This is a genomic window from Williamsia deligens (assembly GCF_024171765.1).
In the GTDB taxonomy this organism is placed as follows: domain Bacteria; phylum Actinomycetota; class Actinomycetes; order Mycobacteriales; family Mycobacteriaceae; genus Williamsia_A; species Williamsia_A deligens.
The window spans coordinates 2,019,043-2,032,015 of sequence record NZ_JAMTCI010000001.1 but is presented as its reverse complement, the minus strand read 5'-3'; the positions used below and the strand labels follow the sequence as shown (position 1 = coordinate 2,032,015).

Genomic DNA, 12,973 nt, shown 5'->3' with positions numbered 1-12,973 from the left:
ACCACCCCGTTCGACCACCACAACCCGGACTCTGGTGGTCAGACGACCCGGGACAACCTGAAACCCCTGTGCCGGTTCCACCACCGCATCAAAACGTTCGACACACGGTGGCGCGACTACCAGACACCCCTGGGCGAAGCGTTCTTCGAATCCCCGACCGGACACATGTTCCTCGGCAACGCCTACACCGCCGTCGACATCTTCCCCGCCCTCGGACCACCCAGGAAACCCGAGAACCATCCTGCGCGAACCACACTCGCGACCCGACGCGACACAGAACGCGCCGCACACCTGCGCGCCATCCAACGCGCCGAGGACGCCGACCCACCGCCCTTCTAGGGCGGCGGCACCACGCGCGGCGGCGGGAGGAACGGCTTCTCGGCGACCTTGGCGAACAGCCATGCGGCCGTGACGATCAGCGGACATCCGAGGCCCCAGAACATCGCCAGCCGGACGTCGGGCGACAGGTGCAGCGGGGTCACGACCGTCAGGTCCAGCACCGTGAGCAGCTGCGCGTGGATGAGGTACAGGCTGTAGGAGAACGCGGCGACCGACGCCAGCGGCGTCCAGGACAGTGCCGCCCGCAACCCCGGCGCACGCCCGGTGGTCATCGCGCACAGCAGCGCGACGACGCCCACGCCGACCACCACGTCGAGCCACGGCGAGTTCGTGATGATCCACCGCAGCGGCATCGCGATCCAGACCGCGACGACGACGACGGCCGACAGCGCGGCGACGGCGCGGAGCGGGATCCGGTCGATCACCGCGGGGGCGCGACGGAGTGCGATCGCGGCACCGGCCGACACCGCGAACACCAGGTAGTACTCGGGATAGAACCGGCCGAACCGGTCGTCGACGAACGCGTCGGCGAGCATCCCCAGCGCGCCGCACCCGGCGCAGACCGCGACCGCCGCAGCCAGGCCGAACCGCCTCCAGAGCACCACCAGCAGCGGCAGCACCAGGTAGATGTGCCACTCGACCGACACCGACCACAGCGTGTACGTCGCGTCCCGGACCGGGATCACGTCCTGCAGGAGGAGGTAGTCGGCGATCCATCCCGTCGGGGTGAGAGGGAGCCGGGAGTCGGCGTGACCCCGCCAGGCCACGATCACCAGGCTCGTGACGATCGTCACGGTCAGCGCGATCCAGTAGGGCGGGACGATGCGCCGGGCTCGCCGACGGAGGAACCCCCACAGACCGTCGGGCAGTCCCCCGACGCGACCCACGGGCAACCCGAGCGAGAACCCGGCGAGTGCGATGAACACGGTGACACCGGAGTGACCCCACTGGGCCCACCCGAACACCGCGGCCTCCCACCCGCGGTACTCGCCGTCGCGTCCCGCGACACCCGCGGTCACCAGCGCATGGTCGACCAGCACGTACAGCGCGGCCACCGCTCGGACACCGTCGAGATGCGCCAATCGGCGCACAGTCGGGTCCTGTCGGGTCCCGCCCCTCCGGGTACCCACCGGCACAGTCGAACTCACAGCCTCTCCCCCCAGATCGTGCTGCTGTGCGCCCGACCCTAGAGGGTGGCGCCACCTCGACGCACGCCGCTGAGGGTCGACGAACCTGTGGCGTGACTCGTTCGGGGGACACCCCGGACGTGACCGCGCCGAGCCCGACCTGACACCAGGATGAAGACGTGATTCAATGACTTCGCGGTCCGACGCCTGGGGAGGAGGTCGGCCGTTTCCGGCCAGGGGGTCGATGTGGCCCCCTGGGAACGAACCGTTCGAGGGGGGCGGTATGCGCTGTCGTCTGTGCGCATCCGAAGATCTGGTCAGCGTCGTCGATCTCGGCGCCACACCACCATGTGAGAAGTTCCTGACGTCCGCGGAGCTCGACGCTCCGGAGCCGACGTTCCCGTTGCACCTGCGGCTGTGCCGCGACTGTCTGCTGCTGCAGATCCCGTCGCTGATCACGCCGGAGGAGACGTTCACCGAGTACGCCTACTTCTCGTCCTACTCCGACAGCTGGGTCGCCCACGCCGCGGAGTTCGTCGAGCAGGCCGTGGACCGTGTCGGCCTCGGCGACGACTCGTTCGTCGTCGAGGTGGCGAGCAACGACGGATATCTGCTGCAACACGCTGGGGCGCGGGGTATCCCGTGTCTGGGCATCGAGCCGTCGGTCAACGTCGGCGCCGCCGCGCGGGAGCGCGGCGTCCCCACCGAGACGGCGTTCCTCGACGAGAACCTGGCCCGCAAGGTCACCACGGCCTTCTGCCCCGCCGACCTCGTCGTCGCCAACAACGTCTACGCCCACATCCCGGATCTGCTGGGGTTCACGCGGTCGCTGCGACGGCTCGTCGCCGACGACGGGTGGGTGAGCATCGAGGTGCACCACGCCCTGAACCTGGTGACGCTGGGGCAGTTCGACACGATCTACCACGAGCATTTCCAGTACTACACCGCGCTGTCGGCGATGCGGGCGCTCGCGACGGCGGACCTGTCCGTCGTCGACATCGAGGTGCTCGGCACCCACGGCGGGTCCATCCGCCTGTGGGCACGCCCGTCCGAGGTGGCCGGCGAGCCGGGTCCGCGGGTCGCCGAGGTCCTCGCCGACGAGGAGGCCGCCGGCCTGCACCACGTCAGCGGCTACACCGGGATGCAGGCACGCGCCGAGTCCGTCCGACAGGACCTCCTGCGATACCTGTTGCAGTGCAAGGCCGACGGGCGCCGCGTCGTCGGGTACGGAGCCCCGGGCAAGGGGAACACCCTGCTGAACTTCTGTGGCATCCGTCCCGACCTGCTCGAGTACACGGTGGACCGCAACCCGTACAAGCACGGCCGCTTCACACCCGGGACACGGATCCCGATCGTCGAACCCGAGCGGATCGACGCCGACCAGCCGGACGTCGTGCTGGTCCTGCCCTGGAATCTCGAGACCGAGCTCACCCGCCAGCTCGCGCACGTGCGCAACTGGGGCGGGGAGATCGTCTACCCACTGCCCACCCTGCATCACGCCGACGCGGATGCGGTCTACGACGGGAGCCGAGCATGAAGGTCGTCTTGTTCTGCGGCGGATACGGGATGCGGATGCGCAACAGCTCCGACGACATGATCCCCAAGCCGATGCAGATGGTCGGTCCGCGACCGCTCATCTGGCACGTCATGCGCTACTACGCGCACTTCGGCCACACCGAGTTCATCCTGTGCCTCGGGTACGGCGCGAGCCACATCAAGAACTACTTCCTCAACTACGACGAGGCGGAGTCCAACGACTTCGTGATGCGCAACGGACGGGTCGACCTGCTCCGGTCCGACATCAGCGACTGGACCATCACCTTCGCCGACACGGGTCTGGAATCGCCCATCGGGGAACGCCTTCGGCGTGTGCGCAAGCATCTGGGCGGGGACGAGTACTTCCTCGCCAACTACGCCGACGTCCTCACCGACGCGCCTCTGGACACCATGGTCGACACCGTCGTCACCTCGGGTGCGGCCGCCTCGATGATGCTGGTCCCGCCGCAGTCGTCGTTCCACTGCGTCGACGTCGCCGAGTCCGGGACCGTCACCGGCATCACGCCGGTGTCGGAGTTCCCCATCTGGGAGAACGGCGGGTTCTTCGTGCTGACGCAGGAGGTGTTCGACCACCTCCCCGAGGGCGGCGACCTCGTCGCCGACGCCTGCGGAGGACTCGCGACCCAGGGTCGCCTGTACGGCTACCGCCACACCGGGTTCTGGAAGCCGGCCGACACGTTCAAGGAGCGCGCGGACCTCGAGGCGGCCTACCACCGCGGGGACCGTCCGTGGATGGTGTGGGACACGCCGCGCCCCGCCGGCGACACCACCACCACCATCGCCGTCGACACCGCCGACGCGCACGCTGCGCAGCCGGTGGGCGCCGTCTCGTGATCGGCCTGCACACAGGCGATCTCACCGAGATCGCCGTCCTCGGCGCGCACTGCGACGACATCGCCATCGCCGTCGGTGGCACGTTGCTGACCCTTGCCAAGTCGCATCCAGACGTCCGCGTCCGCGCGCTGGTGCTCAGCGGCGGCGGGACCGCGCGCGAGCAGGAGGAGCGCGCGGCGCTGTCCGCCTTCTGCGGTGCGATGCCGCTCGAGGTCACCGTCGACGACATCCCGGACGGCTCGGCGCCGGCCCTGTGGGGCCGGGTCAAGGACAGCGTGCGGGCGTTCGCGCGCACCTGCAGCCCCGAGGTCGTCCTCGCGCCGCAACGCCATGACGCGCACCAGGACCACCGGCTGCTGGCCGAGATCGTGCCGACAGAGTTCCGCGACCACCTGGTCCTCGGCTACGAGATCCCCAAGTGGGAGAGCGACCTGCCGTCACCGACCGTCTTCCATCCTCTCGACGCCACTGTCGCGCAGGAGAAGTCGGACCTCCTGCACCGTCACTACCCGTCACAGGTCGCGCGGGACTGGTTCGACGAGGAGACGTTCCTCGGCCTCGCCCGACTGCGCGGGGTGATGTGCCGGTCCCGGTACGCCGAAGCATTCGTCCTGGAGAAGGCGTCGCTCGCCTTCGGGACCCCGACCACCACCGCCACACCGGCAATCGAAGGAGTCACGCCGTGAAGGTTCTCGTCACCGGCCACCAGGGATACCTCGGCACCGTCATGGTGCCCGTCCTCACCGCAGCGGGCCACGAGGTCACCGGGCTCGACTCGGGCTACTTCGCCGACTGCGTGCTCGGGGCGCAGCCGGTCGACCCGCCGACGATCACCCGCGATCTGCGCGACGTGACCGAGGCCGACCTGCGCGGGTTCGACGCCGTCATCCACCTCGCGGCACTGTCGAACGATCCGCTCGGCGCGCTCGAACCGCAGATCACCTACGACATCAACCACCACGCGTCGGTGCGGCTCGCGCGTCTGGCCAAGGAGGCGGGCGTGGCCCGCTTCCTCTACGCCTCGACGTGCTCGGTGTACGGCGCGGGTGGCGACGGACTCGTCGGCGAGGACGCGGCGCTGCGTCCGCTCACCCCGTACGCGGAGAGCAAGGTCCGCGTCGAGGACGACCTCACGGCGATGGCCGACGAGCACTTCGTCCCCGTGTACCTGCGCAACGCCACCGCGTTCGGGTTCTCGCCGCGACTGCGGGCCGACATCGTCCTGAACAACCTCGTCGGGCACGCCGTCCTCACCAACACGGTCCGCGTCATGTCCGACGGCACCCCGTGGCGTCCGCTCGTCCACGCCCTCGACATCGCCGACGCGTTCGCCACGTGCCTCGTCGCCGACGCCGACCTCGTCCGGTCGGAGGCGTTCAACGTGGGGACCGAGTCGAACAACCTGACCGTCACGCAGATCGCGGAGGCCGTCGTCCTGGCCGTGCCGGGATCGGAGTTGCTCATCACCGGTGAGTTCGGCGGCGATCCCCGCTCGTACCGCGTGGACTTCGCCAAGGCGCGCCGGGTCCTGGGCTACGAGGCCGCGTGGAGCGTCGCCGACGGCGCACGGGAACTCGCCGGCCGGTATGTCACCGACGGACTCGACGACGAGGACTTCCGGCTCCGGTTCACCCGGCTGGCCCATCTGCAGCGGTCGATCGACGCGGGCGCCCTCGACGCGTCGATGCGTCGTGTCGCCACCGCCGTCTGACCCGCCACACGCCGGAGCAGCGATGACCACCCGGTCGGAGACGTCAGCCGCCGACGACACCCACCAGTGCCGCCCAGTCGCCGGCGGCCGCGTCGCGGGGCGACACGACCGACGGCGGGGCGGGCCAGTCGATGCCGAGGGTGGCGTCGTCGAACCGCACGCCGACGTCCTCGGTGGGGTCGTGGGGGCGGTCGATGCGGTAACACACGTCGGCGACGTCGGTCAGGGCCTGGAAGCCGTGCAGGAAGCCGGGCGGGACGTACAGGTGCCGGAAGGTCTCGTCGTCGAGACGGAAGGCCTGGTGCCGTCCGAAGGTCGGCGAGTCGGGTCTGATGTCGACGAGGACGTCGTGGACGGCGCCGTGCGCACAGCGCACCAGCTTCGCCTCGCCGCGACCGAGTCGGCCGTGCATCCCGCGGATCACGCCGCGGAGCGACCGCGACTGCGAGTCCTGCACGAACGTGGCCGCGGTCCCCGGCGCCCCGAGGTGGGCGTCGAACTCCTCGGCGTCGAAGGTGCGGGTGAAGAACCCCCGGTCGTCGTGATGCGGTTCGGGGACCAGCACGAGGACGCCGTCGAGGTCGGTGGTGTCGATACGCACGATCCGATTGTGCCGCACCAGGAGGTGGTCGCATGACCTGTCGCGCTTGTGGATCCCTGCGACTCGAGCAGGTCCTCGACGTCGGGGCGGTGGCCGCCGCGGATCACTTCCCGCGCGCCGACACCCCGGTCACGCAGTCGGAGACGGGCCATCCCCTGTCGATGGCCCTGTGCCGCCTGTGTTCTCTCGCCCAACTGGTCGACGACGACACGACGGCCGACGAACCCCGCGGCGTCGAACCGCAGGCGCTGCGGGACCAGGCCGCGGCCGCACTCGCCGACGCCGAGAAGGCCGGCCTGCTGGTCGGCACCACCGCGGCGGAGTTCGGCAGCCCGCACGGCGGGACCTGGCTCCCGCTCCTGACCGATCTGGGTCTGCGGACCCGTCGCCCCGACGCGGGCCCGTCCGACGTCGTCCTCGACTGTTTCGGGATGATGCACGAGCCCGATCAGGCCGCGGCCGCCGCCCAACGCGCCCGGGCGACCGCGCGGGACGGCGTGCTGCTGTTCCAGTTCCACTCGGTGGCCGCGATCGTCGAGCAGGGTCAGTGGAACGCGCTGCGCCACGGGCACTTCGCCTACTACTCACTCGCCGCTCTGCAGTCGTTGTTCGCCGCGGTGGGCATGACCATCACCTCGGCGTGGACCTACGACCTCTACGGAGGCACCGTCATGCTCGCCATCCGACACGGTGATCACCCCGTGGATCCCTCGGTCGGCGCCGTGATGGACGCCGAGAACCGTGCCGGGGTGACCGATCCCCAGCGTGTCGGGACACTGCAGGCCGCGGCCCAGGACCAGTGGACGGCTCTGCGGGAGTGGCTGACCGACGCCGCCGCCGACGGCGGCCGCGTCTACGCCTACGCCGCGGCATCCCGCGCCGTCGCCTTGTTCGCCGGCGCGCACATCACGAAGGACCTGCTGGCCGGTGTCGCCGACGCCTCACCCGCGAAGTGGGGTCTGCGGATGCCCGGCACCGACATCCCCATCATCGACCCCGACAGTCTCGTGGAGGCACGACCGACCGCAGTCCTGGTCACCGTGCCCGACCTCGTCGCCGAACTCCGGCGCGACTTCCCGTCACTCGCCGACGTGCTCGTCACCGAGCCACCGTCGAAGGTGTCCGGGAGCAACCAGGGAGGGACGCCATGACATCGGTGCACGAGCGACGGACGACGTCGACGCGTGACTTCACGGAGTCCTCGAGGCTCCAGGATGCGTTGCACCGCAACGTCCCCGGTGGGGCACACACCTACGCGCGCGGGTCGGACCAGTATCCGGAGGGCATGGCGCCCGTCCTGGTCCGCGGCGACGGCGCCCGCGTCTGGGACGCCGACGGCAACGAGTTCGTCGAGTACGGCATCGGACTGCGGTCGGTCACACTCGGCCACGGCCACCGCGGCGTCGTCGACGCGGTCACCCGCACGATCGCCGACGGGGTGAACTTCTCCCGACCGACGGTCCTCGAGGCGCAGGCGGTCGAGGACTTCCTCACGCTGGTGCCGACGGCCGACATGGTCAAGTTCGCCAAGAACGGCTCCGACGCCACCACCGCGGCGGTCCGTCTCGCGCGGGCCGCGACCGGCCGGACCCTGATCGGGGTGTGCGACCACCCGTTCTTCTCCGTCGACGACTGGTTCATCGGGACCACCGGCATGGCCGCCGGCATCCCGGACGACGTCGTCGACAAGTCGATCCGGTTCCGTTTCAACGACATCGAGTCGGTGCGCGCGCTCTTCACCGACCACGGCGACGACCTCGCGTGCGTCGTCCTCGAGGCCGCGACCGCGTCGACCGAACCCGCTCCCGGTTTCCTGGAGGCGGTCCGTGACCTGTGCGACCGCCACGGAGTCGTCCTCGTGTTCGACGAGATGATCACCGGGTTCCGGTGGTCGGAACACGGCGCCCAGTCCGTCTACGGCGTGACCCCGGATCTCTCGACGTGGGGCAAGGCGATGGGCAACGGGTTCCCGATCGCCGCGCTGGCGGGCCGGCGGGAGCTGATGGAGCTCGGTGGCCTCAACACCGACGCCGACCGCGTGTTCCTGCTGTCGACCACCCATGGTCCCGAGACGGCCTCGCTCGCGGCGTTCCGCGCGGTCGTCGCCGCCTACCGGTCCGAGGATCCGGTGGGAGCGATGACACGGTTCGGCACGGCTCTCGCCGACGGTGTGAACGCCCTCGCCGCCGATGCCGGTGTCGCACCGCACCTCCGTGCCTTCGGACGACCGGCGGCGCTGCTGTTCGGTACCGCCGACGCCGAGGGCACGCCGTCGCAGGCATTCCGGACGCTCTTCCTGCAGGAGATCATCGACCGCGGCGTCCTCGGGCAGTCCTTCGTGCCGTCGGCGGCGCACACCGACGACGACCTGCGGGTGACGCTCGACGCCGTCGCGGGCGCGATCGGCGTCTACCGGCGGGCGCTGGAGGCAGGGAGCGTCGACGGGCTGCTCCGCGGGCGACCCGTCGCACCCGCACTCCGCCGCACCGCCGCCCCGCGCCGGCTCTGACCGTCGAGCGGGTCAGCAGCCGCCCTGCAGCCAGGCGCGGATGTACCCGGCGGTCTGGTAGACGTACGCGAACGGCCAGTAGTACCAGGAGATCTTCTGCGGGCTGACGGCCATCGAGACCTGTCCCGGGAAGCACCGTTCGACGATGTACCGCGCCCGCGAGATGTGGGGACGGAACGTGACGACCACCACCGACCGCCATCCGCGCTGCTCGGCCAGTGTGCGCAGGTGCTGCGCCTCGCCGCGGGTCGTCGACGGATCGGGTTCGAAACACTCCACCCGCACACCCGGTATCCGCTCGGCACACAGACCGGTGTCGTCGAGGAGGTGTTCGGGGTTGCTCATCACCACGGTCGACGCATAGCCCTCGCGGGCGAGGTCGAGCCCGTAGCGGTACCGAGTCTCACCACCCGCCCCACCGATCACCAGGATGGCGTCGGCGTGGCGCGGACCGTCGATCTGCGGGTGGACATAGACCGGGAGGCCGGCGGCGGCGACCACGACGACGAGCGCCGCGACGATCCCGGCGATCGTCAGCTTCTTCCTCACCCGCGCGACAGGACCCTCTCGTAGAACGCCAGCAGTGACCGGGTCGAATTCTCCCACGACAGCTCGCGCTCGACGCGTTCGCGCCCGAGGATGCCCATCTTCTCGCGGCGTTCGGGATCGTCGAGCAGGGTGGCTATGCCGCGACCGAACGCCTCGACGTCGTTGCCCGGCACGTACAGCGCCGCGTCACCCGCCGACACCCGCGCCTCGCGCAGGTCGTACGAGACCAGCGGGCGCCCCATCGCCATGTACTCGACGACCTTGTTCATCGTCGACACGTCGTTCAGCGGGTTGAGCGGGTCCGGCGACAGGCACACGTCCGCCGTCGACAGGCACCGCTGCACGAACTCGTCGGGCACCCGACCGGTGAACTCCACGACGTCGTCGATCCGCAGCTCGCGGGCCAGCGCGACCAGCGAGTCGAACTCGTCGCCCGAGCCCATCACGATGGTGTGCAGGTCCTCGCGGCCGAGGTCGTGTCGGAGATGGGCCAGCGCGCGCAGGGCGTGGTCGACGCCGTCCTGGGGCCCCATGACCCCGAGGTACGCGGCCAGGTGGCGACGGCCACGGCGCAGGGAGTCGTCCGGGGTCCGTGCCACGAACCGCGACAGGTCCGGGGCGCTGCGCACCACCGTGACATCGTCGGGCGCGCAGCCACCGCGGTCGATCGCTGTCCGGCGGTAGCTCTCGTTCGTCGCGATGACGCCGGTGGCGCTCGCGTACGTGAGGCGTTCGAGGAGTCGGGTCGCGCGGTCGAGCACGAGTGCCAACGGTCCCCCGCTCTCGAACCGGGATGCGAACAGCTCGGGGACGAGGTCGTGCTGGTCGAAGACGAACCGTGCACCGCGCAGGCGCAGCAGCAGACCGACCAGGAAGAAGAAGTCGGGCGGGTTGCACCCGTGCACGACGTCCACCCGCGACCGCATCGCGACCCGCGCGGCGAGGCGCACGGTGTGGAGCAGGGCGACCGGATACTCGCGCAGGTAACCCGCGGGGCCGCCCGTCGCGGCGGTCAGCGGGTACCGCAGGATGCGGACACCGTCGATGGTCTCCTCTGCCGCGGTGTCGGTGGTCGTCCCCATCGGGCAGATCACCGTCACCCGGTGGCCGGCCTCGGTCAGCGCGCGGCTCTCCTGCCACACGCGGCGGTCCATCGGCACCGACAGGTTCTCGACGAGGACGAGGATGTGCGACCGGCGCGTCCGATCCCGCCGGGACCGGCGGCTGTCGACGACTGCGGTCAGACGGTCCTGGACGGCGTTCTTGGCCGGGCGCACCCGGCGCAACAGACCGGGAGCCAGCGTCAGACCGACCACGAGCAGCGCGGCCCGCACCGAGCGGCGCCGGCGCAGCGACCGCCATGCCGCGCGTCGTGCGGAGGCGGTGTCCCCCTCGACGAGTGCCCAGCGGGCCCTGCGGATCTCACGCAGGGCCGCCATCCGGTCCAGTGTCGTCTGCAGGATCGCGTCGTCGGCAGGGTCCGCCAGAGGTCGGGCCGAGGCGAACGACCGCTCCAGTGCGTCCTCGAACCCCTCGACCTTCGCGGCGTCACGGGACAGCGAGTCCGAGCGGATCCGATAGCGCGCCAGCACATCCGGGATCATGCGCACGTCATGGTCCCGGGTCAGCCGCAACCAGATGACGACAGACTCGTCGACGCCCTCCATGCCCGGGTCGTATCCGCCCACCGCGTCCCACGCGTCCGCGCGGATCGCCGCCGAGTAGTACGGCACCGTCCCGGCGAGGACGTCGCGGAACCGCAGTGGCGCCGTCGGATCCGGTCGGTCGACACCGACCGACCGCAGGTAGTCGACGGGGAGGTCCTGGTCGCCCTCGGCGAAACGGTGGGCGTCCACGCACACCGCGGCGACGTCCGGTCGCGCGGCGATCTCCTCGCCGACCCGCCGGCAGAAGTCGGGGAGCACGTGGTCGTCGCTGTCGAGGACGCAGACGAACCGACCCCGGGCGACCGCGGCGGCAGCCATGACCCCGCCCGCGTAGCCGGCGTTCTCCTGACGCACCAGGCGGATCCGGTCGTCGTCGAGGTAGGCGCCGACCACGGCGGCCATCTCCGCGGAGTTGCCGTTGTCGACGACGACGAGTTCCCAGTCACCGCGGGTCTGGGCGAGGACGGAGTCGATCGTCTCGCCGACGAGGTGCTCGGTCTTGTAGGCCGTCGTCAGGAAGCTGACGAGTGGGCGCACGTCCGACCGCCCGCCACGCTGCGGGGTGTGGTGCTCCACGACGTCACCACCCGATGCCGCTGTAGTTTTCGGCGTGCCGACGCGTCTCCGCTCCCGGCAGTCGGACGAGATCGATGACGAGGGTGTCGGCGGACGCGTTGTCGATCGCCTCGACGACCTCGGGCTCGGCGCTGGCGACGACGATCACGTCGCCGTGCTCCATCACCTCGTCCACCGAGGCGGTGAGCAGCTCGCCGACATGCGGCAGGTGCTCGGTGATGTAGTCACGATTCGCCCCGACGATGGACGACAGCGTCACGTTCTCGTCGTGGATGCGGACGTCGAATCCCTTGCCCAGCAGGCGTTCCACCAACTCGACGAGCGGGCTCTCCCGCAGATCGTCGGTACCGGACTTGAACGACAGGCCGTAGAGACCGACACGGCGCTTGCCGGTGGCGATGATCATGTCGATCACGCGCCGGATCTGGGTCTCGTTGGACGACATGATGTTGCCGATGACGGGCAGTTCGATGTCCCGCTGGCGCGCCGTGTGCATCAGGGCACGGACGTCCTTGGGGAGGCACGAACCCCCGAAGGCGAAACCCGGACGCAGATAGGCGTCGCTGATGTTCAACTTGGTGTCGGCGAAGAAGATCTCCATGACGGCGTGGGAGTCCAGGCCGAGTTCTGCACAGATGGTGCCGATCTCGTTGCCGAACGCGACCTTGAGTGCATGGAAGCTGTTGTCCACGTACTTGGTCATCTCCGCCACCCGCAGCGGGACGCGGAACCGCTTGCCCGACAGGCCCTCGTAGAGGTCCATCACCATGGCACCACTGCGCTCGTCGGTCTCGCCGACGACGGTCTTGGGCGGGGTCATGAAGTCACGCACCGAGCTCCCCTCGCGCAGGAACTCCGGGTTGACGCACACGCCGAAGTCGATGCCGGCGCGCTTGCCGGACTCGCGCTCGAGGATCGGGATCAGCAGGTCCTCACAGGTACCGGGGACCATGGTGCTGCGGAAGACGACGACGTGGAAGTCGTCCTTCTCCCGCAGTGCGGCGCCGATCTCCTCACTGGCACTGCAGAGGTGGACCGTCGACAGGCCGCCGCCGGATCCCGACGGGGTGCCGACGCAGACGATCGTGATGTCGCTGGAGAGCACCGCACGACGGGCGTTGTCGTCCACGTCGAGCATGCCCGACTCGACGACACCCGCGGTGAGCTCACCGATGCGTTCCTCGATGACCGGTGCACGGCCCTCCCGGAGGAACTGCGTCTTCGACGGGTTGACGTCGACGCCGATCACCCGGTGGCCACGCGCGGCGAAACACGCTGCGGAGACACACCCGACGTACCCGAGCCCGAAGACGCTCAGGACGGCCGCACGCGCGCCGTCATCCGGCGGCAGGTGGTGGCGCGACGTGGGCTCTCCGCCCGATGCACCGGATCTGCGATCACGGTGATCGGCGTCGTCGCCCATCGTTCGGACAGCGTCGAAGGACGCGATGGTGCTCATGCAGTATTCCCCCCACTGCGAGATCGATGGTTGTTCTCCCCTGG

General features: G+C 70.1%; 12 protein-coding genes. 7 read left to right on the top strand and 5 right to left on the bottom strand.

The window, feature by feature from the left end:
* A partial coding sequence (locus LX14_RS09625; RefSeq protein ID WP_253646994.1) for an HNH endonuclease signature motif containing protein occupies nucleotides 1-339 on the top strand: 339 nt, incomplete at its 5' end.
* Here LX14_RS09625 and LX14_RS09620 read toward each other — a convergent pair.
* On the bottom strand, nucleotides 336-1,421 hold the full coding sequence (locus tag LX14_RS09620; protein ID WP_253646993.1) for an acyltransferase family protein: 1,086 nt from the start codon (nucleotides 1,419-1,421) through the stop codon (nucleotides 336-338). The two genes, LX14_RS09625 and LX14_RS09620, sit on opposite strands and share 4 nt — an antisense overlap.
* 328 nt (nucleotides 1,422-1,749) lie before the next feature.
* Here LX14_RS09620 and LX14_RS09615 point away from each other — a divergent pair, with 328 nt between their 5' ends.
* From LX14_RS09615 to LX14_RS09600, 4 genes are read left to right on the top strand one after another with little or no spacing between them, the layout of a single operon-like run.
* Nucleotides 1,750-3,003: a class I SAM-dependent methyltransferase gene (locus LX14_RS09615; protein ID WP_253646992.1), complete on the top strand. Its 1,254-nt coding sequence runs from the start codon at nucleotides 1,750-1,752 to the stop codon at nucleotides 3,001-3,003.
* Entirely contained in the window at nucleotides 3,000-3,857 is an 858-nt protein-coding gene (locus LX14_RS09610; RefSeq protein ID WP_253646991.1) for a glycosyltransferase family protein, read from the top strand. The genes LX14_RS09615 and LX14_RS09610 overlap by 4 nt, the downstream gene beginning before the upstream one ends.
* Nucleotides 3,854-4,543: a PIG-L deacetylase family protein gene (locus LX14_RS09605; RefSeq protein ID WP_253646990.1), complete on the top strand. Its 690-nt coding sequence runs from the start codon at nucleotides 3,854-3,856 to the stop codon at nucleotides 4,541-4,543. The genes LX14_RS09610 and LX14_RS09605 overlap by 4 nt, the downstream gene beginning before the upstream one ends.
* On the top strand, nucleotides 4,540-5,568 hold the full coding sequence (locus tag LX14_RS09600; RefSeq protein ID WP_253646989.1) for an NAD-dependent epimerase/dehydratase family protein: 1,029 nt from the start codon (nucleotides 4,540-4,542) through the stop codon (nucleotides 5,566-5,568). Before LX14_RS09605 ends, LX14_RS09600 begins: the two co-directional genes overlap by 4 nt.
* A 43-nt stretch (nucleotides 5,569-5,611) precedes the next feature.
* Here LX14_RS09600 and rfbC read toward each other — a convergent pair whose 3' ends face one another.
* Entirely contained in the window at nucleotides 5,612-6,169 is a 558-nt protein-coding gene (rfbC, locus tag LX14_RS09595) for a dTDP-4-dehydrorhamnose 3,5-epimerase (RefSeq protein ID WP_253646988.1), read from the bottom strand.
* A gap of 32 nt (nucleotides 6,170-6,201) precedes the next feature.
* Between rfbC and LX14_RS09590 the strand changes: the two genes are divergently transcribed.
* Both LX14_RS09590 and LX14_RS09585 read left to right on the top strand, forming a co-directional pair.
* Complete coding sequence (locus LX14_RS09590) at nucleotides 6,202-7,320, top strand: methyltransferase C-terminal domain-containing protein (RefSeq protein ID WP_253646987.1); 1,119 nt, start codon at nucleotides 6,202-6,204, stop codon at nucleotides 7,318-7,320.
* Complete coding sequence (locus LX14_RS09585) at nucleotides 7,317-8,678, top strand: glutamate-1-semialdehyde 2,1-aminomutase (RefSeq protein ID WP_253646986.1); 1,362 nt, start codon at nucleotides 7,317-7,319, stop codon at nucleotides 8,676-8,678. Before LX14_RS09590 ends, LX14_RS09585 begins: the two co-directional genes overlap by 4 nt.
* Nucleotides 8,679-8,690: 12 nt before the next feature.
* Here LX14_RS09585 and LX14_RS09580 read toward each other — a convergent pair whose 3' ends face one another.
* The 3 genes from LX14_RS09580 to LX14_RS09570 are packed head-to-tail and all read right to left on the bottom strand — an operon-like array spanning nucleotide 8,691 to nucleotide 12,929.
* Nucleotides 8,691-9,227: a YdcF family protein gene (locus LX14_RS09580; RefSeq protein ID WP_253646985.1), complete on the bottom strand. Its 537-nt coding sequence runs from the start codon at nucleotides 9,225-9,227 to the stop codon at nucleotides 8,691-8,693.
* Nucleotides 9,224-11,470, bottom strand: coding sequence for a glycosyltransferase (locus LX14_RS09575; protein WP_253646984.1), 2,247 nt, complete (start codon nucleotides 11,468-11,470; stop codon nucleotides 9,224-9,226). Before LX14_RS09575 ends, LX14_RS09580 begins: the two co-directional genes overlap by 4 nt.
* A gap of 4 nt (nucleotides 11,471-11,474) precedes the next feature.
* Nucleotides 11,475-12,929: a nucleotide sugar dehydrogenase gene (locus LX14_RS09570; protein ID WP_253646983.1), complete on the bottom strand. Its 1,455-nt coding sequence runs from the start codon at nucleotides 12,927-12,929 to the stop codon at nucleotides 11,475-11,477.
* Between the last annotated feature and the right edge of the window lie 44 nt (nucleotides 12,930-12,973).